General features: G+C 64.8%; 24 protein-coding genes and 1 other RNA gene. 13 read left to right on the plus strand and 12 right to left on the minus strand.

What is annotated here, in order from left to right; all coding sequences use genetic code 11:
• From KU884_RS08265 to KU884_RS08280, 4 genes are read right to left on the minus strand one after another with little or no spacing between them, the layout of a single operon-like run.
• Nucleotides 1–1,986, minus strand: coding sequence for a DUF3488 and transglutaminase-like domain-containing protein (locus KU884_RS08265; RefSeq protein ID WP_167782205.1), 1,986 nt, complete (start codon nucleotides 1,984–1,986; stop codon nucleotides 1–3).
• Nucleotides 1,983–2,909, minus strand: coding sequence for a DUF58 domain-containing protein (locus tag KU884_RS19165; protein ID WP_167782206.1), 927 nt, complete (start codon nucleotides 2,907–2,909; stop codon nucleotides 1,983–1,985). Before KU884_RS19165 ends, KU884_RS08265 begins: the two co-directional genes overlap by 4 nt.
• 26 nt (nucleotides 2,910–2,935) lie before the next feature.
• A complete protein-coding gene (locus tag KU884_RS08275) occupies nucleotides 2,936–3,874 on the minus strand; it encodes a MoxR family ATPase (RefSeq protein WP_167782207.1) in 939 nt (312 codons plus the stop codon).
• Between the two features lie 10 nt (nucleotides 3,875–3,884).
• The gene (locus KU884_RS08280; protein WP_217351449.1) at nucleotides 3,885–4,685 is read right to left on the minus strand and encodes a response regulator; all 801 of its coding nucleotides are present in this window, start codon (nucleotides 4,683–4,685) and stop codon (nucleotides 3,885–3,887) included.
• 271 nt (nucleotides 4,686–4,956) lie between these two features.
• Between KU884_RS08280 and KU884_RS08285 the strand changes: the two genes are divergently transcribed.
• A complete protein-coding gene (locus KU884_RS08285; protein WP_167782209.1) occupies nucleotides 4,957–5,898 on the plus strand; it encodes a M23 family metallopeptidase in 942 nt (313 codons plus the stop codon).
• A gap of 3 nt (nucleotides 5,899–5,901) precedes the next feature.
• Here KU884_RS08285 and KU884_RS08290 read toward each other — a convergent pair whose 3' ends face one another.
• Nucleotides 5,902–6,684 carry a ParA family protein gene (locus KU884_RS08290; protein ID WP_167782210.1) on the minus strand — a complete coding sequence of 261 codons (783 nt, stop codon included), beginning with the start codon at nucleotides 6,682–6,684 and terminating at the stop codon, nucleotides 5,902–5,904.
• A gap of 179 nt (nucleotides 6,685–6,863) precedes the next feature.
• On the opposite strand from KU884_RS08290, the gene KU884_RS08295 reads away from it, so the two are divergent.
• Entirely contained in the window at nucleotides 6,864–7,127 is a 264-nt protein-coding gene (locus KU884_RS08295) for an OmpA family protein (RefSeq protein ID WP_167782211.1), read from the plus strand.
• Nucleotides 7,128–7,209: 82 nt separating this feature from the next.
• Here KU884_RS08295 and KU884_RS08300 read toward each other — a convergent pair whose 3' ends face one another.
• The gene (locus tag KU884_RS08300; protein WP_254432215.1) at nucleotides 7,210–7,995 is read right to left on the minus strand and encodes a Crp/Fnr family transcriptional regulator; all 786 of its coding nucleotides are present in this window, start codon (nucleotides 7,993–7,995) and stop codon (nucleotides 7,210–7,212) included.
• Between the two features lie 253 nt (nucleotides 7,996–8,248).
• On the opposite strand from KU884_RS08300, the gene KU884_RS08305 reads away from it, so the two are divergent.
• The 5 genes from KU884_RS08305 (at nucleotide 8,249) to KU884_RS08325 (ending at nucleotide 15,739) form a co-directional block, all read left to right on the plus strand.
• Nucleotides 8,249–10,378: a bifunctional diguanylate cyclase/phosphodiesterase gene (locus KU884_RS08305; RefSeq protein WP_167782212.1), complete on the plus strand. Its 2,130-nt coding sequence runs from the start codon at nucleotides 8,249–8,251 to the stop codon at nucleotides 10,376–10,378.
• A gap of 34 nt (nucleotides 10,379–10,412) precedes the next feature.
• A complete protein-coding gene (locus tag KU884_RS08310) occupies nucleotides 10,413–11,009 on the plus strand; it encodes a PAS domain-containing protein (RefSeq protein WP_167782213.1) in 597 nt (198 codons plus the stop codon).
• Nucleotides 11,010–11,023: 14 nt separating this feature from the next.
• Nucleotides 11,024–13,558: a chemotaxis protein CheB gene (locus KU884_RS08315; protein WP_167782214.1), complete on the plus strand. Its 2,535-nt coding sequence runs from the start codon at nucleotides 11,024–11,026 to the stop codon at nucleotides 13,556–13,558.
• Between the two features lie 299 nt (nucleotides 13,559–13,857).
• Nucleotides 13,858–15,096, plus strand: a complete 1,239-nt coding sequence (locus tag KU884_RS08320; RefSeq protein WP_167782215.1) for a DUF3466 family protein — start codon at nucleotides 13,858–13,860, stop codon at nucleotides 15,094–15,096.
• 271 nt (nucleotides 15,097–15,367) lie between these two features.
• Nucleotides 15,368–15,739, plus strand: coding sequence for a hypothetical protein (locus KU884_RS08325; protein WP_167782216.1), 372 nt, complete (start codon nucleotides 15,368–15,370; stop codon nucleotides 15,737–15,739).
• A 742-nt stretch (nucleotides 15,740–16,481) separates the two neighbouring features.
• On the opposite strand, the gene KU884_RS08330 is transcribed toward KU884_RS08325, so the two are convergent.
• The 4 genes from KU884_RS08330 to smpB form a co-directional block, all read right to left on the minus strand.
• Entirely contained in the window at nucleotides 16,482–16,820 is a 339-nt protein-coding gene (locus KU884_RS08330) for a hypothetical protein (protein WP_167782217.1), read from the minus strand.
• A 129-nt stretch (nucleotides 16,821–16,949) separates the two neighbouring features.
• Nucleotides 16,950–17,177: a hypothetical protein gene (locus KU884_RS08335; RefSeq protein WP_167782218.1), complete on the minus strand. Its 228-nt coding sequence runs from the start codon at nucleotides 17,175–17,177 to the stop codon at nucleotides 16,950–16,952.
• Between the two features lie 352 nt (nucleotides 17,178–17,529).
• Nucleotides 17,530–17,893, minus strand: a transfer-messenger RNA (tmRNA) gene (gene ssrA / locus KU884_RS08340).
• Between the two features lie 74 nt (nucleotides 17,894–17,967).
• Nucleotides 17,968–18,462 (minus strand): SsrA-binding protein SmpB, encoded by a 495-nt coding sequence (gene smpB / locus KU884_RS08345; protein WP_167782219.1) that lies wholly within the window; start codon nucleotides 18,460–18,462, stop codon nucleotides 17,968–17,970.
• Nucleotides 18,463–18,643: 181 nt separating this feature from the next.
• Between smpB and KU884_RS08350 the strand changes: the two genes are divergently transcribed.
• The 3 genes from KU884_RS08350 to KU884_RS08360 all read left to right on the plus strand — a co-directional run bounded on the left by KU884_RS08350 (nucleotide 18,644) and on the right by KU884_RS08360 (nucleotide 20,809).
• Complete coding sequence (locus tag KU884_RS08350) at nucleotides 18,644–20,011, plus strand: hypothetical protein (protein ID WP_167782220.1); 1,368 nt, start codon at nucleotides 18,644–18,646, stop codon at nucleotides 20,009–20,011.
• Between the two features lie 80 nt (nucleotides 20,012–20,091).
• Nucleotides 20,092–20,535, plus strand: a complete 444-nt coding sequence (locus KU884_RS08355) for a type II toxin-antitoxin system RatA family toxin (RefSeq protein WP_167782221.1) — start codon at nucleotides 20,092–20,094, stop codon at nucleotides 20,533–20,535.
• Nucleotides 20,516–20,809 carry an RnfH family protein gene (locus KU884_RS08360; protein WP_167782222.1) on the plus strand — a complete coding sequence of 98 codons (294 nt, stop codon included), beginning with the start codon at nucleotides 20,516–20,518 and terminating at the stop codon, nucleotides 20,807–20,809. Before KU884_RS08355 ends, KU884_RS08360 begins: the two co-directional genes overlap by 20 nt.
• A 13-nt stretch (nucleotides 20,810–20,822) precedes the next feature.
• Here KU884_RS08360 and KU884_RS08365 read toward each other — a convergent pair whose 3' ends face one another.
• Nucleotides 20,823–21,170: an outer membrane protein assembly factor BamE gene (locus tag KU884_RS08365; protein WP_167784180.1), complete on the minus strand. Its 348-nt coding sequence runs from the start codon at nucleotides 21,168–21,170 to the stop codon at nucleotides 20,823–20,825.
• 70 nt (nucleotides 21,171–21,240) lie between these two features.
• On the opposite strand from KU884_RS08365, the gene fur reads away from it, so the two are divergent.
• Entirely contained in the window at nucleotides 21,241–21,666 is a 426-nt protein-coding gene (gene fur, locus KU884_RS08370) for a ferric iron uptake transcriptional regulator (protein ID WP_167782223.1), read from the plus strand.
• Between the two features lie 14 nt (nucleotides 21,667–21,680).
• On the opposite strand, the gene recN is transcribed toward fur, so the two are convergent.
• Entirely contained in the window at nucleotides 21,681–23,354 is a 1,674-nt protein-coding gene (gene recN / locus KU884_RS08375; protein ID WP_167782224.1) for a DNA repair protein RecN, read from the minus strand.
• 336 nt (nucleotides 23,355–23,690) lie between these two features.
• Here recN and hrcA point away from each other — a divergent pair, with 336 nt between their 5' ends.
• Complete coding sequence (hrcA, locus tag KU884_RS08380; RefSeq protein WP_167782225.1) at nucleotides 23,691–24,749, plus strand: heat-inducible transcriptional repressor HrcA; 1,059 nt, start codon at nucleotides 23,691–23,693, stop codon at nucleotides 24,747–24,749.
• Between the two features lie 151 nt (nucleotides 24,750–24,900).
• Complete coding sequence (gene grpE / locus KU884_RS08385; protein WP_167782226.1) at nucleotides 24,901–25,530, plus strand: nucleotide exchange factor GrpE; 630 nt, start codon at nucleotides 24,901–24,903, stop codon at nucleotides 25,528–25,530.
• Nucleotides 25,531–25,604 lie beyond the last annotated feature (74 nt).

Here is a 25,604-nt window from a genome sequence, read left to right on the forward strand (position 1 = left end):
TCAAGGTGCAGCCGACGGGCGGGGCATGTGCCTGACCGCGTGGCGTAGGGCCCGTATGTCGTTGCTCCCATCAGAGGTGCGACCGTACCGAAGCGCCTGGTAGCGCTCTGCAATAGCCTGGATGGTGGCCGCGTGTTCGGGCCACTGCCGGGCTGCCCGTTGCGCGTAATCCCGCGGCCCCTCGTCCTGGCGGCGCGGTAGTCCTGCCTTGGCGAGGCGGTGACAGAAGCGCTGCCACTCCCGGGCAGCCGGCTCTGGGGCCGGGTCGCGGTTACGTAGGAGGAGCAGCGCCACCACCAGCCCCAGGCTCAGCGCCATGGCGCCGAGCAGGGCCAGCGCCATGCGCTGCCAGGAATCCAGCTTCAGCCGGTCCATGAGTTCCTGCTGCAGATTCGGGCCGTAGGCCAGCACCCAGCGGTTCCAGTACGCATTGACCGCGTCCCAGCGCAGGGCCAGGTTCTGCAGGAACCCGTCACCGCCGAAGGCACCGTCGGGGACGGGATCGGTGTCGGGAACCGCGCCCGCAAGGCCGCTTTCCACCCGTTCCGGTGCCACATAGCCGGTGGGATCGACGCGGCGCCAACCCTCGTCGTCGAGCCAGACTTCCACCCAGGCGTGGGCGTCGGACTGGCGCACGATCATGTAATCGCCCGCCGGGTTCATCTGTCCTCCCAGATAGCCGGTGACCACCCGGGCGGGAATGTCGGCGGCGCGCATGAGGACGGTGAATGCCGCCGCATAGTGTTCACAGAAACCAGCCTGGGTGTCGAAGAGGAATTCGTCGATGCTGTCCTCATCCAGCCGCGGTGGCTGCAGTGTGTAGCTGAACGGTTCACGCCGGAAGTGGCCCAGGCCGTGTTCCACCAGTTCGGAGTCGTCAGCGGTGTCGTCACGCCACTCCCGGGCCAGGCTGCGCGCCTGAGGGTGGGTGTCGTCCGGCAGGTGGGTGTAATGCCGGCGAGCGGCGTCGTCGAGGCGCGCCCCCAGGCGGTACTGCAGGCTGGAGCGTGCCGCGTAGCGCACGCGCTCGCGCAGTGCGTTGTCCTGCCTCAACTGATGCGCGGCGTCAAAGGAGGCATCCCGGTCCACACCGGTGGCAAGATCCAGCGCCAGCAGCCAGCGTTCGTCGTGGGGCTCCAGGGTGACGGTGTAACGCAACGGTTCGCCCAGGGGCTGGACCTCCGGCGGTTCTCGGTCCGTGTCGTCGTCTGCCTGGCGCCAGGTGGTGCCGTCGTAGCTGGAGAACACCGGTCCGCGCCAGTAGCGCTGCGGGTAGGCCGGGGGGCCGTTGTCGAATTCCGCGCGAAAGGCGACTTCATCCGACTGGCTCAGTTCGCTGATGGAGCCGGGAGACATTTCGTCGCTCAGCCCCGTGGTCGCCCCGCCGCCTTCCTCCGGCATGCTCCAGAGGGGGCCCGGTACCCGGGGGAAGAGCAGGAACAGGATCACCATGATGGGCAGTGCCTGCGCCAGCATGGTGGCCGCCAGGCGGGTGTGCGTCTGCGGGCGCCCGCGGTGCGTTGGCTGCTGTGTGGTGATCAGCAGGGTGGTCAGCCCCCAGACTGCCGCCAGCATGTAGGCCGCGGTGAACAGGCTCTGGTCGTAGAGGAAGTGGGTGACCAGAAGAAAGTAGCCGAGGAGCAGCGTGACCATCACGTCCCGCCGTGATCGCAGTTCCAGCACCTTGAAACCGGCCATCAGGCAGAGCATGGCAACGCCGGCATCCAGCCCGAAGATGGTGCCGTAGCTCAGGTAAATTCCCGTGGTCGCGGCCACGACGGCGAGGACGCGCACCGTGCGCCCCGGTAAACGCTCGCCGCGGTGGGCCAGCACCATGCGCAGCGTGCCGGAGGCGACCACCGCCGCGCTCAACCATAAAGGAACCTGCAGCGTATGCGGAGCGATCACGAAGGCCATGACCGCCAGGAGCCAGGCCAGGCTGTCCACCGGAATGTGCTCTTCGGGGTGGATGCTGCGGAGGCTCATGCGGGGAACCTTGCCAGTGCGTCCAGACACCGGTCCGCGTGTCCCGGCCCCGATGCCGGCGGGATGGACTGCCCGGGCAGCGCAAGGCCGTACGGGCGACCTTCCGTCTCGGCGTCGAGGATCCAGCGGCACAGACGTGACAGCCGGGCTTCCGGCGGCAGGTGGTGGGTGGCTTCGTAGTCCAGCCACACCCGCCCCGGGCCTTCACCGGTGAACTGCTTGGTCTGGAGTTCCTGCTCCTGGGCCAGGGTGCGCCAGGCGATGCGCTTCAGGGAGTCGGCCGGCTGATAGGTGCGCAGGCCGGAGAAGTCGTCATCCCCCTGGCGCGCGGACCCGGCCCGGCCGGATTCATGTTCGCTGACGGGTTCCGGAACCTGCCCGGATTCCGGTGCGGGACGAACCAGACACTCGACCTCCAGGGAAACCCGGGCCCAGGCACGGAACAGCCCCCCCGGGAAGCGGGTTTCCACCTCCACCACCGGGAGCTTCAGGGGGCCACGTTGGGAGGTGCCGACCACCAGATGGGCCTCGCGTTCACCGCCGGCCGGAATGTCGGTGGCGGTGGTCGGGTTGTCTCCGGGGGTCAGGGTGATGGCCTGGTGGCCGCGAGGCGCCGGATTGGCCAAACGCACGGGAAAGTATGCGTCGGCGCCCGCGAAAACCGCGGTGGGGCGGCCGGCGGTGATTTGCAGGCCGAGAAGGTTGCGGAACGCATGCACCATTGCCACCAGACTGAACCCCACCAGCAGGAAGCACAGTAGGAACGCCATGTTGTTGCTGTAATTCACTGCGCCAATCCAGATGGCCAGCGCCATGGCGGCAAACAGCAGGCCGCCACGGGTAGGCAGGATGAAGATCTGGCGGTAGCCCAGCCGCACACTGCGGCCGCGACGCGCCCGGCGATCCATCCAGCGGCGGATCATGCGGCCCGTGCGTGGTGCGAGGACGATCACGGGATCGGGATGTTTGCCAGAAGTGCTTCCGGATCCGCCCCGTGGCTGGCGTGCTCACGGCCTTGCAGCCGGTGCCCGGCGACGGCGGGGAAAACCGCCTGTACGTCTTCGGGCAGAACGGCGTCACGGCCTTCCAGCAGGGCCCAGGCGCGGGCGGCGCGTAACAGTGCCTGGCCCGCCCGCGGTGACAGTCCATGGCGCAGATCGGCGTCGTTGCGGGTGTGGCTGAGAATGGCCTGCACATACGCCACCAGGGCGTCGGCGACATGGACGGCGTCCACGCGCTGTTGCAGTGAATGCAGCTCGTTCTGAGTCACAGCCGGCTGCAGGCTGCGGATCATCAGGCGCCGGTCGCGGCCGGCCAGGAGTTCGCGCTCGGCGTCCCGGTCCGGATATCCCAGGTGGATACGCATGAGAAAGCGATCCAGCTGTGACTCCGGCAGGGGAAAGGTGCCGAGTTGAGTGTCCGGGTTCTGGGTGGCGATCACGAAGAACGGCTCCGGCAGCTGCCGGGTTGCCCCTTCAACAGTCACTTGCCGCTCTTCCATGGCCTCGAGTAGCGCGCTCTGGGTCTTGGGCGTGGCGCGATTGACCTCGTCGGCCAGTACCAGCTGGCTGAAAACCGGGCCGGAATGAAAACTGAAGCTGCCACTGTTGCGATCGTAAATGCTGGCACCCACGACGTCGGCGGGCAGCATGTCGCTGGTGAACTGGATGCGCCGGAACTCCAGGCCGAACAGTTGCGCCAGGACCAGGGCGAGGGTGGTCTTACCGACGCCGGGGAGGTCTTCGATGAGCAGGTGTCCCCGGGCCAACAGGCACGCAACCGCCAGGCGAATGGGGCGGGATTTACCGAGAATCACCTCCTCGGCCGCCTCGACAATGCGGTCTGTGGCGTCGGTGTCATTGCCCCGCAAGCGTGCATGAAGCGCCATGATGCCTCCGTCAGCCGTCGATGAGTCGCGCGAGATGTTCCCGCACCGTATCCATGTTGAAGGGCTTGTCGCACAGGGCGGAGACACCGGCCTTGCGCACGTTGGCGAGGCGGGCGGCGTCCTGTTCGCAGGTCACCATCAGAATCGGCACGTTGGCGTGGGTGCCACCCTGGCGGATGTGTTCCACCAGTGCCTGCCCGTCCATCTCCGGCATGTTGTAGTCGGTGACGATCAGGTCGAAATCCCGATCACCAAGTTGTGCAACTGCTTCCGTTCCGGTTGCGGCTTCGGCGATGGACTCCAGGCCCATTTGCGCAAACGTGGTCCGCAGAAAGCGCCGGGACAGGGCGCTATCATCGACGATGAGCACCTTCAGTTCCTCCACGTCGCTGAAGGTCAGTTCCAGCGGCCGTGGCTCCACCAGCCCCACAGTGTTTTCCAGGGCCGTGCGCAGGGCATCGACGTGGAACGGCTTCGGCAGGATCGCGATGACGCCGGCCTGACGCACCGGCTCCAGGTTGTGCGGATGCTGTTCGCTGGAAACCAGCATGAACGGAATATCAGCCAGGCTCTCCAGCCCGCGCATGCGGGTGACCAGTTCCGAGCCAGTCATGTCGTCGAAATACATGGCGCTGGCCACCAGGTCCGGTGGGTGGCGCTCCATGTGAGTGAGTGCCTCCTCGCCGGTGGCGACGCCGTCCACCTTGTCGATCCCCATGGCCTCGAGATGGTTGATGATGATGCGCCGCTGGGCGGCGGAAGGTTCCACCAGCAGGATTGTCAGGTCTTCGATACTGATGCCCTGGTCCAACGTTCTCTTCCCGTGGCTGCCTGAACACGCGTGTACTGTGCCGAAAGCTCGCGCCATTGATGCACTCCGCTGGGACGGATTGCGCGCCGGCGGCGCGAACGTTTGGTACAGACCGCAGGCACTGTAACCGATACCGCAGGTCGGGAATGAGAACGGGTTGGCGTCTCTCCGGGCTTTTGTGGATTACCCTCTCAGTCAATATGATCAACGGTACTTCGCAACCGGGCAGGGATGGGCCGGAAAACAGCGTGTGAATCAGGATCGAGGCCTGATGAGACAGAAGTTTACGGTCACCATTACAGATTTCAGGGGTTCGCGGCAGTATTCGCTGCACCAGTTGGTGCGCACCTTCGCCCTGGTTTTCGTATTGGCGCTGGTGCTCGTGCTCGGTGCCGGCTCCTCTCTCATCGTGTGGCTTCACCAGGAGGCCAGTGCGCTGGAGGAGCGGCGGGATACTGCCATGCAGGAATATGCCCGCCTCCAGGAAGTCAACGGTGCGCTGATCGAGACCGTCGAACAGAAGAACGATCAGCTGGATTACGTCACCACCGAACTCGGCGAAATCGAGAGCTTGATCGGCCTGCAGCCGGGGGGTGACGAAGCGATTGCCGCCCGCCTGGATACCGCCAGTCATACCGCGTTGGAGCGGACCACCTTCCTGCAGAACGTGCCCAGCGGTTACCCCATGCGCGATCGCGGCGTCACCAGCGACTATGGCTGGCGCACGCACCCGGTCCACGGGGAGCGGCGCTTCCACCCGGGGATTGATCTCCGTGCGCCGGTGGGCACGCCGGTGATTTCCACCGCGGACGGGGTCATCGAATACGCTGGTTACCACGGTGACAGCGGCTACGGCAACCTGGTCATCGTTAACCACAATTTCGGCTTCCGCACCTACTATGCGCACCTGGATGAGTTCGAGGTGGAGCCCGGGGATTTCGTCCGCAAAGGGGAAGTGATCGCCAGCAGCGGCGAGAGCGGTGTCACTGATGGGCCGCATCTGCACTACGAGATCTGGCATATCCAGCGCCGTCTCGACCCCACCGCGTTCCTGGACTGGAGCCTCAGCGACTACGAGAGCATCTTCGAGGAGAAGGGGCGGGTGAAATGGGACGAGTTGCTCAACGCCGTTCGCATGCGGCTCAACGCGCCGGTGCATCGGCTGACCATGCGTGACAGCCAGATCCGCAGCACGGCGGACGCCGCGGACTGAGTGTCAGCTCCGTTGCGACCCGCTATCGATGGGACCACCTTCGAGCCATTCCAGCAATCCCTGCCATGATTTCAGCTCCCGCTCCACGGCGCGGTTGTGGGTGCGCAGTTCCCGGATGCCAAGCCCCTGTTCGGCGGCGTGCAGGTAGCTCTGCGTATCCCGGAGGCGTGCCACCACAGGAATGTGCAGCGTCTGCAGGAACCGCTCCAGGGACTGCAGGGCCACGGTGTGCTCCTTGATGCGGTTGGCGATGATGCCAACGCGCGCGCCACGATGGTCCCGCCGGATCTTGGCCTTGAGCAGTAGATCCCTGATGAAGTCCGCGCCGGCCTCGATGTCGATGGACGATGGCAGCACCGGGATGAGAATGACATCCGCCCCTTCGACGTGATCGGCAATCTCCAGCCCGGCCACACCGGCGGGGGTGTCGTTGATGATGCGACGCGTCTCATGGGGAACGCGAAGGTGCCAGCTACGGGTCACACCCAGGCTCTGGCGCTCCTGCAGGGACACCCCGTGAATCGGCGGTGCTGCCTGTGATCGCGCGTTCAGCCAGCGGCTGCTGGAGGTCTGTGGATCGTGGTCGAACAGGGCGGGGTGGTAGCCGGCATGGGCGTACCACACCGCCAGGTTCGTGGACACGGTGGTCTTGCCGCACCCGCCCTTGCCGTTGATCACGACAATCTTGCGCGTTCGCTGCGGGGAGACCGGGGACGTCGCGCTCGTCCCGCCGGGATCGTACCCCGGTTCGCCCGTGCGGCCCTCTGTGGTGTTGTCGTTGTACATAGGCGTCACGAGCATATCGTCGATACGACGCGGGGAAAAGTCGATGCCCGGCGTCCTCTTCCCGTGGTTACCCTCACCTGACCCGCTTGGTGCGGCTCTGTGGGATAGCGTACAGATGCCTGAAAGCCTGACCTCTACCGTCGTTTCATACTGTGACGGGCTTTGCAGGGGCGGGATGAATGCTAGCGCGGCGCGTGCTGATCGAGGGGCATACCGACAGTGTCGGCAATGCACAGTCCAATCAGCGGCTTTCCGAGCGCCGGGCGGACTCGGTGCGCTCCTACCTGACCCGCCAGGGCATTTCACCGGATCGGCTGTCCACGTCCGGTATGGGTGAGGCTCGACCAATCGCCACCAACGAGGATGCATCCGGCCGGCAACAGAACCGCCGCGTGGAAGTGATCATCGAGAACGCGCCAGACCGTTCGGTGGGCGGCTCTTAAGAAACCCGCCAGGGCATGAGGGCCGGTTCGTCAGCCCTCATGCGGCCACAAACGTTGCCCTCGTGTCCTTGGGGGCAGTGTCCTATTGCGCCTCGCTGTGCGGCAACAGCCGGTCATACTCCCGTTTGACCACCTCGTAGCACTCGCAGGTGCGATGTTCCAGGCCCTGTCTGTCCAGGACTTCGATATGCCCGCGGTAGTAGTGGATCAGGCCGGCCTTCTGCAGCTTGCCCGCCGCTTCGGTGACACCCTCGCGGCGCACGCCCAGCATGTTGGCGATCAGCTCCTGGGTCATGAGGAGGTGATTATTGCCCAGCCGATCGATGCTCAGGAGCAGCCAGCGACAGAGCTGCTGATCCAGGGAGTGATGCCGGTTGCAGACAACCGTCTGCGCCATCTGCGTCAACAGCGCCTGGGTGTAACGCAGCAGGAGCCGTTGCATTGGGCCCGCCCGGTAGAACGCTTCCTTGAGCAAACTGCCCTTGAGGCGGAAGGCGTGCCCGCCCGCCTGCACCACGGCACGGCTGGGGGTGGTTTCACCACCCATGAACAGGGAAACCCCGACAATGCCTTCGTTGCCGACCACGGAAATCTCCGCCGAGCCACCGTTTTCCATGATGCCAAGAAGGGACACGATGCAATCCAGGGGGAAGTACACGTATTTCATCTCGAAGTACGCTTCACACAGGGTCTCATCCAGGGGCAGCGCCACCAGTTCCAGGTGCGGCAGGATGCGGTCGTACTCCTCCGGCGGCAGCGCCCCCAGGAGGTGGTTGAGTTTCGGGTCCGGCGACGTGGGCGCGGGCTGGTGGCTAGTCCCTGTCCCCGTCGCAGCTTGTGCATTCCGGTTACGGGAATGGTCCATCATGGTGAGTACCTGTCCCCTCTGGCTGTTCAATGCAGTCTAGATGAATACGCGACGACTCGCCGGGATTGTCGGCAACACCGTCGCCGTCCGTACGTGCGGTTCCGCACATAGAACGCCCCCGTCCACGTCTACCGTACAGACGTATCCGCTGCTCCGGCGACACTATCGTAGCTTGATCATGACAGGACGTGTTCGCTGTAACGCGATGCGGCGTTCGTGTCGGCACAGTGGCAAGGCGCTAGGAGGAGCATTGATGGAGCGAAGAAGCGTAGGGGGCACCTGGGCGAAACACCAGCCGGAGACCCCCGCACAGCTTGTGTCTCCAGTGTCGATACTTCTGATCGAGCCTGCAAGCGCCAAGGCAGCCGCGGTCCGGGATGTACTGGCGGCGTGTTTCGGTGGGCCGTTGCGCATGCAGCACGTGACCACATTGTCCGGCGCATGTACCTACCTGGTCAGCCGTGAAGTGGACGTGGTGCTGTGCAATCGGGCCGTATCAGACCAGGCCGGCGACGCACTCGAGCGAACACGCCTGGCTGCCGCCGGCGCGCTGATGCTGCCTATCGACGAGACGGGGCTGGAGCAAAGCGACTGGCTGACCGCCGCATTGGCCTACGTGGCCCAGCGGAAAGTCGCCGAGGCAAAGGTGCGGGTATTCGAGGAGGCCCTGTACGAGGAGAAAGAGCGCGCACAGGTGACGCTGAACTCCATCGGCGATGCGGTGCTGGTGACCGATACCCGGGGCCGGGTGACGTACCTGAACCGCGTGGCGGAGACCATGACCGGCTGGTCACGCGACGAGGCGTTGGGAGAACCACTCTCCCAGGTCTTCAATATCGTCAATGGCCCCACGGGAGAGGCTGCGGCCAATCCGGCCCTCGCCGCCATGACCGAGGACCGGACGGTTGGTCTGGTGGACAACTGTGTCCTCTTCCGGCGCGACGGCAGCGGTGTCGGCATCGAGGACTCTGCGGCGCCCATCCATGATCGCAACGGACAGGTTGCCGGCGCCGTCATTGTCTTCCGGGACGTGAGCCAGTCCCGGGGCATGATCCGCAAGATGGCCTACCTGGCGCACCATGACACCCTGACCGGCCTGCCCAACAGGGCGCTCCTGACAGAGCGCCTGAACCAGGCGATCGGGCTTGCGCAGCGTCACCGCAAGCAGGTAGCGCTGCTCTTCCTGGACCTGGATCACTTCAAGGAGATCAATGATTCCCTGGGGCACACCATCGGTGACCAGGTGCTGCGCAAGGTCGCCGACCGCCTCGCGGCCGGCGTGCGCGTCTCCGATACCGTCTGCCGGCTCGGGGGGGACGAGTTCGTCATCCTGCTCTCGGAGATCGATGAGCCGGAGGATGCGGAGCACATCGCCGAGAAACTGTTGGCAGCGGCCACCATGCCCCTGCGTATCAACGGACACACGCTGCAGGTGTCTGCCAGCGTGGGCATCAGCATTCATCCCGATGACGGGAATGATGCCGAGAGCATCATCGAACACGCCGACACGGCGATGTACCAGGCGAAGGCCAACGGGCGGGATGGCTATGGTTACTGCAGTGCCAGTATGAAGGGTCGGGCGGGGTTGCGGCGGTCCGCCAACGGTGATCCGGGCTGTGCCCTCGACGAGACGGAGCTTCGGCTGCACTACCAGCCCCAGTTCCATGTCGCCACCGGCCGCATTGTCGGCGTGGAGGCACTGGTGCGTTGGGATAACCCGACGCAGGGGCTCATAAGGCCGGGCGATTTTCTGCGGTACGCGGAGCAGGGCGGGCTGAGCATGCGCATCGGCCAGTGGGTGCTCTCGGAGGCATGTCGCCAGAGCCGCAAATGGCAGGAATCGGGCCTGACCCCGTTACCCATCGCGGTCAATATCTCCGCGGCGCAGCTCAGAAATCCCGGTCTGGCCGGTCGCGTGGCCGAGATCCTGGCGGAAAACGGAGTCGATCCGGCCACCGTGACCCTGGAGGTGCCCGAAGAGGTGCTGGTGCAGGATGCCGATGTCGCCGCCATGACGCTCTCGGAGCTCAAGAGCACGGGGGTGCAGATTGCGGTGGACCACTTCGGAGCAGGGCGCCTGAGCCTGCATCACCTGCGGCGCTTCCCGCTGGATGTCCTCAAGATCGACGGGTCGTTCATGCGGGACATGAGCGCTGACAACGATGCAGCCAGCATGATCGACATGGTCGCCGGGCTGGGGACGATTCTGACCCGTCGCGTTGTCGGTTGTGGCGTGGAGACGGTGGAGCAACTCACGTTTCTCCGCGAACACGGCTGCGACACGGCTCAGGGCTATTACTTGAGCCACCCGTTGCCCGCGGAGGATTGCGCGCTGCTCCTGGCGAGCAAGCATTTGCCGGCGGCACTGCCGAAAGGCGTATGATGGGGCGCAGAATGGAAGCACCATCGGAGGGCGTATGACGTCCAGAGAGTTCGAGCAAGAAGCACGGCTGCGCCTCGAGGCCGAGAATCGGCTCAAGTCCGGAACGGCCCCGGCGGTGCCCGATAGCTGGACGGTGGGCCCTGACGCCCTGGGGATGCTCTACCAGCTCGCCAGTTCCCGGGACAGCGCCGCTGATGCGCTCAAGCTGCTCCACGAGCTCCAGGTTCACCAGGTCGAGCTGGGCCTGCAACACGAGCAAATGGTAATGGCGGAACAGGAGATGGCGGCGAGCCTGGAGCAATGTCGCGATCTCTTCGAGTGGGCCCCGCTTGGCTATTTCATGGTAGCCTTGGACGGTGCCGTCATGGACGTCAATCGCGCCGGCGTCAGTTTGCTCGGCGTCGGTCGGCAGGCTGCGGTGGGTCGCAACTTTGCCTGGTTCCTCAGCAACAAGAGCCGAACGGCGATACGGGATCTGTTCGATGCGCTACCTGGCCATGACGAACGCGCCAGCTGCCAGGTCCGCTTCAACCACAGCGGCCTGGTGGCCCACATTGCCGCTTCGGTGCCCCCAAGCCGCGATGTGGTGCTGTTGATCGTCTCGGAACAGCAGGGTTCCGGCGAGGCTTGACGGGGCCCGATGCCATGACCACGCCCCGAATCGTGGGTCTGGGCGCCTCGGCGGGTGGGTTGTCCGCGCTGGAAGCCTTTCTTGCGCACGTCCGGCCTGACAGTGGCCTGGCCTATGTCGTGGTCCAGCACCTGGATCCCACCCAGAAGGCGTTGCTGCCCGAGCTCCTGCAGCGGGTCACCACCATGCCCGTGCATGAGGCGGAGCAGGGCATGGCGGTGGCCCGCGACACCGTGTACGTCATTCCGCCCAATACCGAACTGAGTCTGGCGGCCGGCACACTGCAGCTGGCGAGGCCCATCGAGCCGCGCGGCATGCGTCTGCCCATCAACGTGTTCTTCTCGTCCCTGGCGCGGACGCTCGGGGGACGCGCCATCGCCGTGATCCTGTCCGGCATGGGCGCGGACGGCACCCTGGGCATGCAGGCGGTCAAGGCGGTGGGTGGCCTGACCCTGGTCCAGCAACCGGAGTCGGCCCAGTTCGACGCCATGCCGCAAAGCGCGATTGCGGCCGGGTGCGCCGACATCGTTGCCGTGCCCGAGGAGTTGGCGGCGCGCATCCAGGCCCATGTGGACAGGGTCCCGGAGCCCGTGGCCGCGGTGGACGACGCCGGGCGCAGCGCGGGACCGACGGAGCCGGTGGAACGTATCCTCCGTTCCTTGCGGCAACACACCCGGCATGACTTCTCCCTGTACAAACCCAGCACCCTGCATCGCCGCATCGAGCGTCGCATGACCATCCACGGGATCGACACGTTGTCGCTCTATGCCGACCTGCTGGAGCAAAGCAAGCAGGAAGTCGATCTGCTGTTCAAGGAGCTGCTGATCGGCGTCACCAGTTTCTTTCGTGACCCGGATTTCTGGGCGTACCTGGTCGAGACGGCACTGCCGGATCTGCTCGTGCAACGCCCGAAGTCCGAGCCGTTGCGGGCCTGGGTGGTGGGGTGCTCCACCGGAGAAGAGGCCTATTCACTGGCCATGGCGTTCTGTGAAGCGGCGGATGCCGTCGCCCAACCCGCGCCGACGCACATGCAGATCTTTGCCTCGGACCTGAGCCCGGACGCCATCGCCACCGCGCGTCGCGGTGAGTATCCGCTGTCCGTTGGCGATCAGCTCTCGCCGGAGCGCCTGGCCCGGTTTTTTACCCGCCACGAGAACCATTACCAGGTGAACATCGGGATTCGCGACATGGTGCTGTTTGCCCAGCACGATGTGGTGCTGGATCCGCCCTTCACCAAGCTCGATGTGGTGGCATGCCGCAATCTGCTCATCTACTTTGATGGGGCGCTCCAGCGCAGGCTGATTCCGCTGTTCCACTATTGTCTGCGCCCCGACGGGTTGCTGCTGCTGGGCAGTTCCGAGACCGTGGGCCGACAGACACACCTGTTCACGCCGTTACGGTCGCCCCTGCGCATCTATTCACGGCAGGAGACCCCGGCCATTGAAGGCCCCGAGTTCCTGTTAAAATCCTTTCCCCCGTTGTCCCGGGCGACCAGGGAGCATGCCGTGCCGACTCCAGACTTTCCCGACGACAAGGCCGACAACGTCCAGGCGGCCGCCGATCATGTGCTGCTCCAGGTGTACGCACCGGCTGCCGTTCTGCTCAACAGCGAAGGCGATATCGTCTACATCAGCGGACGCACCGGCAAGTATCTGGAGCCCGCGGCGGGCAAGGCCAACTGGAACATCCACGCCATGGCCCGTCCGGGGCTGCGCGCTCCCATCGTCCAGACGCTCAAGCAGGCCCGTGAGCAGGCGGAGCCCGTCCATCTCCACGGCCTGAAAATGACGGAGGAACACGCCGGGCAGACCGTCGATGTCACAGTGCAGGCCCTGCATGAACCCGCCGCCCTGCGCGGCATGACCATGGTGGTCTTCCGGGATGTTGCCCGGGCACCCAGGCGGCGGGGGAAAGGGGGCCAGAGCGCCCTGGAAGCGGCCCACGAGGCCGAAATCCAGCAGTATCGGGACGAGATCATCGCCCTGCGCGAAGAGGCGCGGGTCTCGCGGGAAGAGCTTCAGTCATCGAACGAGGAACTGCAGTCCACCAACGAGGAGCTGCAATCCACCAACGAGGAACTCACCACCTCGAAGGAGGAGATGCAGTCCATGAACGAGGAACTGCAGACCATCAACAACGAACTGCACGCGAAGCTGGACGATCTGGCCCTCGCCCAGAGCGACATGCAGAACGTTCTCAACAGCATCGAAATCGCCATCGTGTTTCTCGATCAGAGCCTCAATGTCCGGCGCTACACGGAGCGCGCAGCCGGTGTCTTCAATCTGCGGGAAAGCGACATGGGCCGCCCGCTGAGTGACCTGACCACGACCCTGGAATACCCCCACCTGAATGACGATGCGGCTGAAACCCTGCGCACCCTGGTGCCGACGGAGAAACAGATCATGGCCGGCGACGAGCGCTGGTTCTCCGTGCGCATCATGCCCTACCGCAGGCTGGACAACGTGATCGACGGTGTTGTCATCACCCTGTTCGACATCACCGATACGAAAACGCTGGAGGCGAGGCTGCGCCAGGATCCGCAGTCCTGAACGTCGGCACCTCGGCGCCTCCTTGGTGCGGTATCGCACAGACTCCATAGACCCCGGCCGCTTATCGGGGAATGACTCCTGTCATGACTCCGGTGACCAGCGGGTAGAAAGACGATCAGGCTGAAGGAGGGCGGGCCCTGCGGGGCCCGCTTTTTCCGCGTCATGATGGCTGCAGAGGCCTGCGTACGGAATCGCACCGACTTAATGCAGCGCCGGGGGTTAATGTCGACAGGCGTCAGCGTGGATCGTGCCGTCGCCTTGGCGGAGGGGGCAGCGGCGTTACGTCCGTGACACACGACATGGAAGTCCAGATGACCAATGCAGGACTGTCTGCCGCTGCGGGTGTTGTCGCCGCTGCGGCGATTGCGCTGGCGGGCTGCATTGATGGCAGCGGCGGTGGCGGTGGCAACGGGAACAGTAGGGGGGATGACATGATCGACGAGAGTGATCGCGCCCCTCTGCCGGATGGTGACACGGCAAACGGCGACGGTAACGACGTCGGCGGGTCCCGGGGAGATGGCCCCTTTACCATCACCGTTCTCGGCAATCTTCCGTTCCTGTCAGGCCCTCCCTTCGAAGATCATCCGGTGACGACGCACGCCACGGACATCAACAACGCCGGCCAGGTGGTTGGCTGGAGTACATCGGGATGGGGCCAGGGTGATGGTCACGGAGTCCTGTGGACTGATGGCAATGTGCTGAATATCCAGCATTCTCAGTGGACCTCCCTGCACGGTATCAACGAGCAGGGACAAATTGTCGGCAGCGCAGGCAGCAGCGCGACAGTTTCGTTGAAAGCGTTCCTGTGGCAGCACGGGAGCATCATGGACATCGGTGATGTGCCCGCGTACGGAGGGAATGTCAGTTCAGCCCTGGCCATTAACAGCAAGTCACAGGTGGTGGGCTGGGCTGTTGACGACCCTTGGGCATCAAGCCGATCCCGACGCGCGTTCCTGTGGCAGAACGGCCATCTGGTGGACCTCGGCAGCCTGCCCGGAGGCGAAGATACAAGTTCGGCCCATGCGATCAATGCGCAGGGTCAGGTGGTCGGCGCGAGTTCCGTCGCGTTTCCGGGCTTCATTCCCACGGCTGATGCCAGTCGCGCTTTCCTGTGGGAAAACGACGAGATGATCGACCTGGGCCTGGCAACGGGCCATGCCGTGGACATCAACGATCGGGGTCAAATCGTCGGGACGGGGAAGCTCGACGGCGAGCAGCGCGCATTCCTCTGGCGCGAGGGGGAGGTGGTCAATCTTGGCACCTTGCCCGGAGGCCATTCCAGCAGAGCCTCCGCAATCAACGAGGCAGGTCAGGTGGTGGGCGTTTCCGAGTCAGAGTCGGGCCCACGCGCCTTCCTGTGGGAGCAGGGGGGCGGTATGCGCGACCTGAACGATTTGATCCACCCCGGTGACCCCCATCACGGCGCTTTCGTCTTCGAAAAGGCACCGGCCATCAACGATCAAGGTCAAATCGTCACCGTTGGGCGCATCGACGGGGATGAGCACGCTCTGGTGCTGACTCCGGTGGAGCCCGACTAGCCCGGGCGGGGGTGCCGGTAGGGCCGGCAGGACTCAGGCGGTGTTGCTCCGCCATCGACAGCAGTAGCCGGTCCAGAGCCTCCGCGGCCATTCCCGGTCATTCAGCCCTCCCTTCCAGCAAAAGTTTTTCTGCGCCGGTGCATCCGGAATCGGATCCGGCCCGTATACCTCATGTAAGGCGCTACTGACGCCCTGGCCTGTTCATCAACGGCGAACGGGATGAGCCAGCGCCTTCGATAATCAACCACGACATCCTTGAAGGAGTTTCACCATGATGATGCGCAACCTGATCACCACCGTCGCTCTTGCCGGCTTCGCAACCAGTGCGGCCGCCCTCGACAGCACCGAGCAGCGCCTGATCGACTACGGTTTCATGCCGGACGCTGTCCACCCCTCGCAGATCGTCAACACCGTCGACGTCTCCCACGGTAGCGTCGGCATGGACAAGGCGGCCGAGCTTGGTTTCATACCCGCAGCCACCGAGGCACAGTCCTCCGGGCGGTACGAGGAGCAGTCCACCACCGAGGTGACCGGAACCGAAGCACGCCTCCAGGATCTGGGCTTTTTAGCGACGCAGCTGAACTTCCGGGTCGTTTCGTCCAGCGTCGAGGGCGAGGAGGTCGCCAGCAGCAACATCCGCTAACGGCCGCGGGGTGCCGACGCCAACGTCGTCGACACCCCACCGCACACGTTCCCGAAGCCCGGCGCCACGAAAGAGAGCACAGAACCGCGGGGGCGGCAATACTGCGTACGGTTCCGTACAGACCCACCCGCCCCATGGCGTTACCGTTGTCGTGCGCTTTCCCAGCGTGGTTTGTAACTCAGCGTGGCGACCTCCCAGGTCGCATTGGGCCCCGGCCTCTCCCCCCGAGTGCTGGGGCATTTTTTTGCGCATTACACATGGATCGGACCTGGGGGACCTGGCAGCCGCGCCGGACTCCGCGTCACAAACGACCACTCGACAGCCTTGGAGAAACGCCGAGGACTCCAGAAACTCACGGCCTTCGCCTTCCGCGACCAGCCCTCGCTGCACCAGGAGCATCTCGCACCGCCTCCACCCGATCAGAGTGTCGGGTTGCGGCGACGTCCGCGCTCGCTATAATTTTTGATAACACGACATCGGGGCATCCGGAATGGATGGACGGCGGCTTGCTGCGCTGGGCGGCGTCATCGAGACCTTCTACGCGCGGGCGGCAGAGGGCGGGCCGTGGGATATTGATGCGCTTCGCGGGTATCTCGGGACCGACTTCTGTCACGTCCTCTACATGAACGATCAGGGCATCATCCTCCAGGGCGTGTCGTCGGGGATCAGTGATGCGGAGCTCCACCATTACCTCACACGCTGGGCCGGGCGCGATGAGATCGGCCCCAGCCTTTTTGCACGCTCACCGCGCAACGCCGTCACCAACGAGATGCTGATGAGCCGGGCGGAGTTCGAGGGCAGCGAGGTCTACGAGGGCTTCTACGAACCGGGTCGTGTCGTGCACTTCGCCGTCGGGTATCTGCCGGTGGATCGCGGCTTGAATTGCGGCGTCAGCGTGCAGAACGCCCGGGAGTCCGGCCCCATTCGGCCCGAGACACTCCAGGACATCGATGTTGTCATCCCGCATCTGCGACGTGCCATGCAAATCGCTCGCGCGGTCGAGGCCACGCGCAGGCAAGCCGACGCCGTCAACGGGCTTCTCGCCCACTGGGGGCTTGGACTCATTCAGTGTGATCGCCAAGGCACCATCCTGGCGCTTCAGGGGGAAGCGGAGTCGATGCTTCGGAAGGCCCGGGGCCTCGTTTGCTCCAGGGGAGGGCGCCTTCGCCTCGCTGATGAGGGGGCCGACCGGCGGTTTGCTACGTTGCTGCTAAACCCCGGTGACGCCCTGATGCACTCGGGCACGACGCTCTACCTGGATGACCCGAGAGACGGCAGTGGTCTTGAGCTGACTGTCCTGCCGTTTGAAGGCAATGGCGTGCCGGACGAGCAGCGCCTGGTACTTTGCCGTCGCGCCGGGCAGCCGGGCAGCATTGATCGGCGTTACCTGCGCCAGCGCTATAAACTCACGCCGGCGGAGGCCGACGTCATGGCACATTTGCTGGTGGGCCGGACGCTCGTGGATATCGCCACCACTAGGGGCTCGAGGATCGAGACCATCCGAGGGTATGTGAAGCAGCTCCCTGCAAAAGCTGAACTGCTCGAACCAGGCGCAGCTTGTCTCCATCGGCTGGCAGGCTATTGGACTGCACCGCCCGGGCGCGCCGGGACGGTCGCTGGAGGCCACGGGTTAAGATGTGCTGGTGCCGCCTGGCCAGATCCGGGGGACGCTGCCTGTCCGACACCGTTACTGAGTCAGGGCCATTGGACCGGACCGGAAAAGAAAACCCCGCATGGTGCGGGGTTTGGAGGGTTCACTGGAAGTTGGTGGACTTCGTGGAACCAATATTTGGTGGAGGTGGGGGGATTCGAACCCCCGTCCGCGGGAGATCCACCGTCGGATCTACATGCTTAGCCCGCCTATTGCATTCGCCGAGCGCTTCCCGGCAGGCAGCGGAACACGCTCAACTAGCCTGATTGATTTAACAGCGTGGGGTGCAGGCGGAACCCCCTCGCTGCGGTCCTGTGAGCTACGACCCCCGAGTCGGAAGCACAGGCACTTGCCGGTCGGGGGCTAGCGGGATTTAGGCCGCTAGAGCGTAGTTTTCGTCGTTGGCAACTATTTTAAGTTGGCCATCATGTTTTACGAGGTGAGATGACGTCCTCGGCATGCACCTCAGGTTTCACGACCCACGTCGAGACCATGACACCCCCGAAGCGAATCGTTACCTACTGACTAGGTAAGGGCAGTATACCGTAATTCAAGGCCGCTGTGAGCCTGCACGTCGTCAGACTTTGTGCTTGAGCAGGCGTTCCTTCTGGCGCTGCCAGTCCTGCTGCTTCTTGGTCTCGCGTTTGTCCTGCTTCTGCTTGCCCTTGGCCAGCCCGATTTCGAGTTTCGCCAGACCGCGTTTCCAGTACAGCTTCAGCGGCACCAGGGTGTAACCCTGGCGTTCCGTGGCGCCGATAAGCCGTGCCAGCTCACGCCGGTGCAGCAGCAGCTTGCGCGTCCGCGTTGGGTCCGGCTTGACATGGGTGGACGCCGAGGGCAACGGCGGGAAGTTGGCACCAATCAGCCACGCCTGCCGGCGCCGGATGACCACGTAGCCTTCCTGCAGGTTGGCGCGCCCGGCGCGCAGGCTCTTCACCTCCCAGCCCTCCAGCGCCAGGCCGGTCTCGAAGGTCTCCTCGATGAAGAACTCGTGCCGCGCCTTGCGGTTCACCGCAATGACGTTGCTGTCGTCCGTCTTCTTTTTTCCGCTCTTTTTGCTCACGGCGCGCATTGTAACGGTGGGCGGGCCTCCCCGCCAGCAGGCACGCCTTGTCGTAATCCAGAGGGCAGGGGACAATGCAGCCAGTGTCAGGATAGAAGCACCTCCCCGCTCGTCCGCCAAACGGGGCAGCACAAGAAACGGGGTCGCACACCCGGAGAAGGGGTGTACCGCTGGGCCGAGGAGGGCAGCCGTGGCCATTCCGAAGCGCTCGCTCCAGGGGGAGTGGGGCGGGCCGTTCGCATTCGTCTTTGCCTTGACCGGGGCAGCCATCGGGCTCGGGAACCTGTGGGCGTTTCCCGCACTGGTCACCGAGCACGGGGGTGGCGCGTTTCTGCTCGCCTACGGCGGCTTCCTGGTGCTGATGGTGCTGCCGCTGTGGCTTGCAGAGATTGCTCTGGGTCGCTCGGTGCGCCGCACCCTCCCGGACGGCATATACCGTATGGCAACGTCGCAGGGCCAGTCCGGGCTCTGGACCGGAGTCGGCTGGCTTGCCGTGACCATGGCTGGCCTGTTGCTGGTGCTGCAGGTCATGGTCGGCGGGGCCCTGGGCGCCTGGCTGCAGGCCGTCGCGGTGGACCGCAGTCCGGTGGTGGACGCGGTGACCACCACCCGCGTTTTCGCCTCACTGTGGGCGGAGCCGGAGCGCTGGCTGCTGTGGCATACCCTGATGGTGGGCGGGGCCTGCCTGGTGGTCGGTCAGGGACTGGTCCTGGGCACCCAGCGCGTCATGCGTGGGCTGGTGCCGGCGGCGTTTGTGCTGCTGGCCGCTCTGGTTGCCTGGGCCACCCAGTGGGGCAGTCTCGCCCCGGCCTGGGAGCGGGTGTTCGATGTGCGCTTCGAGAGTCTTGGCTGGGATGGCGTGCAGGCCGCAGGCGAGTACGCGCTGTTCTCCACGGTGGTGGCGTTGGGGATCGCAACGGTCTACGGTGCCGCGCTGTCTGACCGCTGGCCAGTGCTGAGCAGCGCCGGCGCGGCACTGGCCCTGGATCTCCTGTTCGCGGTTCTGGCGGCCTTGCTGGTATCCATCCTTTTGTTGCCGGGTGGCGGGGGTGATGGGATGTCGGGGCCAGTGCTGATGTTGCACGTCCTGCCGGAGACCATGCTGGGATTGCCCGGGGGGCGCGAGGCGACTCTGGCCCTGGCGCTGCTCCTGCTGATCGTCGTGTTCACTACGGTGATTGCCTTGATGCAGGTGGTGGTGGGAGCCGTGGTGGAGCAGGGTCGAGTGGAGCGGATCCGGGCCACGGCCCTGGTGGGGGGCGTGGCCTGGTTGACCGGGGTGCTCGCGCTGGTGGCTACAACCTGGTGGTTGAATGCCGGGACGGGGGAAGCAGGACTGTTCACCGCGGTTGCGGGTTTTGCCTGGGTGGCCATCCCGGCCGTGGCACTGCTGATTCTGGCGTTCACTGGCTGGTGTGTGCCCGCGGAGGTGCTCCGCGGTGCGCTGCGCCTGCGGGAGGATTGGCGCTACGATTTCTGGATGCCGATGCTGCGCTATGTCGCCCCCTTGATTCTGCTGGCCCTTTTGGCGAGAGTTTCGGGCGCGTTGCCGCTTTGACAGTTCGCGTGTACCTCGGCGCGACCTGGCGGCAGCACAGTCCATCTGAACAAGCCGATAACCGCTAAGGACTTCTTGCGATGACGTCCATTTCACGAAGCGCCCTCGTGCCGCATTCCGCCCGGGCCATGTTCGACCTGGTCAATGATGTGGATCGCTACAAGGAGTTTCTTCCATGGTGCAGCGACAGTGGCGTCATCGAGCGCAGCGGTGATGAAATCAAGGCCTACGTCACCATCAGCAAAAGCGGGATATCACGCTCGTTCACGACGCTTAACAGGGCGCAACCGGGAAAGATGCTGGAAGTGCGACTCGTGGAGGGGCCCTTCCGTCGCCTTGACGGTTATTGGCGTTTCCAGCAGCTGCGGGAGGATGCCAGCAAGGTGGCCCTGGATCTGGAATTCGAGTTCAGCAATTCAATCGTGCGCATGGCCTTCGGGCGGGTGTTCGAGCAGGTGGCCAACCGGCTGGTGGATTCCTTCGTGACCCGGGCGGATCAGGTCTATGGCAGACCACAGCGCTGAATCAATCCTGATCCAGGTCGCCTACGCAAGGCCGGAGCGGCAGCTCGTCGTGGATGTCGAGGTGCCCCCGGATACGTCGGCTCGGGAGGCGGTGCGGCACTCGGGCATGGCCCGAGAGTTTCCCGAAATCGATCCTGAAGAGGCGCCGCTGGGCGTGTACGGGCGCGCCGTGGAGGGAGATCACGTGCTACGGGCCGGCGACCGGGTGGAGATCTACCGGCCGCTGGAGATCGATCCCCGGGAGGCGCGCCGCCAACGGGCCCGCCTCCGCTGAGGCCCGGTGGAGATCAGGAACCGCCGAAATTCTCCGGTGCCAGGTTGCCTTCCAGGCGAACCAGCCGGTCGCCGTCAAAGATCACCGTCAGGCGGTCGGGTGTGCCGCCGCCACCCGGCGTTTCGGTATGGATGTAGTCCCAGCGGTCATCCCGGAAAATGTCTTCGATGGCCGGTGTGCCGAGCACAAACCGTACCTGGCGGCGGGTCATGCCGGGCTCCAGCTCGTCGATCATGTCGTCGGTGATGATATTCCCCTGCTGCACGGGGACCTCATAGGCGAACGGAATGTCGCTGTAGGAGCAGCCGGTGAGCAGGGCGCCGCCGCCGAGGATGGATAAGCCGAGAATCACGGGTCGCATGGTGCTGATGCCTTTGTTCCTGCGTCGATAGTGCGCGATCATAACGTATAACACTTCTGACGGGGGCACCGTGGAATCACGCGACCTGCGCAAGGCCGGCCTCAAGGTAACCGTGCCGCGAACCAAGGTGCTGGACGTGCTGGAACAGCACAGCACCGGAGGGCGGCGGCACCTTTCTGCCGAGGACGTCTACAAGGCGCTGCTGGACGCCGGAGAGGAAATCGGCCTCGCCACCGTTTACCGCGTGCTCACTCAGTTCGAAGAGGCCGGGCTGGTCCGGCGGCACCATTTTGAAGGTGGCCAGTCCATGTTCGAACTGGACGACGAGCCCCATGATCATATTGTCTGCGTGGACTGCGGTGCAATCGAGGAGTTCCACGATCCGGTAGTGGCGGAACGCCAGCGGCGCATCGCTGCCGAGCGGGGCTACGAAATCGCCGACCAGGCACTGGTCATTTACGGGTTGTGCCGCAACTGCCTGCAGCGCGGCGATTGACCGGGCAGGGCGGCTCAAGCGGATTCGGCGCGCTGTAGCATCTCGGCGGCGTGCTCCATGGTGGCATCGGTGAGTTCGACCCCGCCGAGCATGCGCGCGACCTCCTGCACCCGCTGTTCCCGATCCAGTGGCTGGACGGTGGTGGCGGTGCTGTCCGCCTCCGTGCGCTTGTGTACCTGCAGATGATGGTGCGCCTGGGAAGCCACCTGAGGAAGGTGCGTGACGCACAGCACCTGATGATACTCACCGAGCCTGCGCAGTTGCCGCCCCACCACCTCCGCCACGCCGCCGCCGATCCCGGCATCCGCCTCGTCGAAAATCAGCGTCGGGATGTGCGTGGTCCCCGCGGCCGCGACCTGGATGGCCAGGCTCAGGCGCGAGAGCTCGCCGCCGGAGGCAATGCGGTTGAGAGGCCCGAAGGGCTGACCGGCATTGGTGCGAACCTGGAAGCTGATGTCGTCCAGGCCGTGGGGCGTGGGCTGGCCGGATTCCCGGGGCGTCACGTCAATGCGGAACGCCGCGCCGGCCATGCTCAGTTCAGCGAGCTGAGCCGTGACCGATTCGCTCAGGGCTGTGGCCGCGTTACGGCGACGCTCCCGTAGTCTCTCCGCGACGTCCTGGTACTCCCGCGTCAGCCGCTGGTGCTGCTGTTGCAGCTCTTCGAGCCGTTCGTCGCTGTGTTCCAGCGCCTCCAACTCCCCGCACAGGCGCTGGTAGACGTCGGCAAGCTCGTCCTCGCGGACATGGTGCTTGCGTGCCAGATCGCTGAGGTTGCTGATGCGCTGCTCCACGTCCTCCAGCCGTGCCGGGTCCAGGTCGATGGAATCCAGGTGATGGCGCAGGCCACTGACGGCCTCCTCCAGGTGGGCCTGGGCGCCGCTCAGCTGCTCGTGGACGTCGGCAAGCGCCGGATCTTTATCCAGGGACTCCTCGAGTTCCCGCAGGCCCTGACCGATAATCGACTGCGCTGCGTGCTCGTCCTCGTAGAGCATCTGCAGGAGCCGCTGGCTGGTTTCCGCCAGCGTGCCGGCATTGGCCAGACGCCTGTGTTCGGCATTGAGCGCCTCCAGACCCTCGGCGGAGAGGTCCAGTTCCTCCAACTCGCTGGTCTGGTAGCGCAGCAGGTCCCGACGGGCGTCCTGGTCCTCGAAGCCGCCTCGCAGGGTCTCCATCTCGGTTTGGCAGTCCGCCAGCGCCTGGTGGAGCCGCGCGGCGTCGCCCAGGAGGTCGTCGTTACCCGCGTGGTCGTCGACGATGCTGCGCTGGATGTCCCGGCGCATCAGGGACTGGTGTTCGTGTTGACCGTGGATGTCCACCAGCTGCTCGCCCAGTTCACGCAGCTGCTGCAGTGGCACCGGGCGGCCGTTGATGAAGCCCCGGGAGCGCCCGCTGGCCTGCACTACGCGGCGCACCATGCATTCACCGTCATCGTCCAGTTCCTGGGTCTGCAACCAGGCCTGGCAGGCGGGGAGCGTATCGATGGAAAAGGTCACGGTGATCTCGGCGCGTTCGGCACCCGGGCGTACGGTGTCCGCCGCCGCGCGATCACCCAGGGCGAGCCCAAGGGCGTCCAGCAGGATGGACTTGCCGGCGCCGGTTTCGCCGGTGAGCGTGGTCATGCCGGCGTCGAATTCCAGCGTGAGTTCATCGACAATGGCAAAGTCCCGGACGTGCAGATGGTTGAGCATGATTACGGTTCAGTCCTTGGAGTCCGCCCAAGTGTAACGGAGGGGACCCGGGATGTTGACTCATTTGACTTGCTCCGGGGCCGTTGGTAGCGTTTTAGCACTCTGCTCGAAGAGTGCTAAAGCCTGGCGGGAGCGGGGCGCAGACGGGCCGGTTGCTGGCCGCCCGGCGCCTGTAGCCAGTAGCCCGCCTGCCATCCCCGGCCCGCATCCATGTTGCCGTGATCGGGCGGAATTCCCAGCAGGACACGGTGACAGGGCGGGCCGGGAAGCGCCGCTCTGCGCTGACGTGGTCGTGCATCACGGTAGCAAGCAGACTGACTAGGGTGCTCAAGAGCCATGGGTAAGCACACACCGGACACGGAACTGAACGAACGGGCGCAGCACCTGCTGAAGGTGATGGTGCGCCGGTATATCCGCGAGGGGCAGCCCCTTGGGTCCCGCACGCTCACGCGGGAATCGGGCCTGGAAGTCAGCCCGGCGACCGTGCGCAACGTTATGGCGGACCTGGAAGAGCTGGGGTATGTCTGGGCTCCGCACACGTCTTCCGGGCGGGTGCCGACGGACAAGGGGTACCGCTTCTTCGTTGACACCCTGCTGACTGTCCAGGCGCTGGATGCCAGCGCGGTGCAGCGCACGGATCTGCAGCTCACCCGCGGCCAGAGCCCCGACGAACTGGTGGATTCTGCCTCCAACCTGCTTTCGGGCCTGACGCGACTGGCGGGCGTGGTGACGCTGCCGCGGCATGTCACCCGCTCGTTGCGCCACGTGGAGTTCCTGCCGCTGTCCGACCGGCGGGTGCTGGCGATCCTGGTCTTCAACGAGCACGAGGTGGAGAACCGGGTGGTGCACACGGACCGGGACTACACCCAGTCCGAGCTGCAACAGGTGGCGAACTTCCTGAACGGCAAGTTTTCCGGGCAGGGTGTGGATCAGGTCCGCAGCGAGCTGCTGCGGGGCATGGAGTCGGACAAGGAGCGCATGAACGCCCTCATGGCCTCGGTGATCGAACTCGGGGGCAAGGTGTTCAGCGAGAACGAGGATGGCGAGCAGGACGACTACGTGGTGGCCGGGCAGACCAACCTCATGGAGTTCCAGGAGCTCTCCAACGTCGAGAAGCTGCGCAGCCTGTTCCAGGCCTTCACCGAAAAACGGGACATTCTCCACGTTCTCGATCAGTGTCTCGCCGCCGATGGCATCCAGATATTCATCGGCGAGGAGTCGGGCTACCGCGTCTTCGATGGCTGCAGCCTGGTGACGTCACCGTACTCCGCGGAAGGCGAAGTGCTGGGCGTGCTTGGGGTCATCGGGCCGACCCGCATGGAGTACGACCGGGTCATTCCCATCGTAGATATGACTGCAAAACTGCTCGGGTCCGCCTTGAATCAATCGCATTGATCCCCATCTCCCGCTGGTAGATGCACCACGGGCGTCGCGAGTGTCCTTTTCCTGCGGGGACAGGGCGCGGGACGGCCGTTGCGAACACATTGTATTACCGGTCTGGCCGCGCCAGCACCGGTTCCGGACAACATGAAACTGGAGAGTGCCAATGGCTGACAAGGATCAGGACACGCGCACAGACGAGGCCGAGAGCAACGAGCAGCAGCCCGTCGAGGGCACCCTGGATGACAATACCGCCGACGAGTCCAGTGGCAGCGAGGAGTCAGACCGCGTCCAGGAACTCGAGGAAAAACTGCGCGAAGCCGAGGAGAAGGCCGAGGAGAACTGGAACCAGTTTCTGCGTGCACGGGCGGAAATGGAGAACGCCCGCCGCCGCCTGCAGAAGGACGTGGAGCAGGCCAAGCGGCAGGGACTGGAGAAGCTGGCCGGTGAACTCCTGCCGGTGAAGGACAGCCTGGAAATGGGGTTGGCCGCCGCCCAGGAGGCCAACGCGGACGTAGCCAAGCTCAGCGAGGGGACCGAGCTGACCCTGAAGATGCTCGCCCAGGCGCTGGAGAAGTTCGAGGTCGAAGAGATCGAGCCCATGGGCAAGAAATTCGACCCGGAACGCCATGAAGCCATGGCCACGCAGCCGTCCGCGGAGCATGAACCGAACACCGTGATTCATGTGGTGCAGAAAGGGTACATGCTCAATGACCGCCTGTTGCGGCCGGCCATGGTGATTGTCTCCAAGGAGGCGGAACAACAGCAGGGTGGCCACATCGACGAGCAGGCCTGACCGCCGCGGCTTGAAAAACGTCCCGGCGCCCTAATGTAGGGAACCAGCAACAGAATTGCCGCAAGCAACGAATT

It is taken from the genome of Aquisalimonas sp. 2447, assembly GCF_012044895.1.
GTDB lineage: Bacteria > Pseudomonadota > Gammaproteobacteria > Nitrococcales > Aquisalimonadaceae > Aquisalimonas.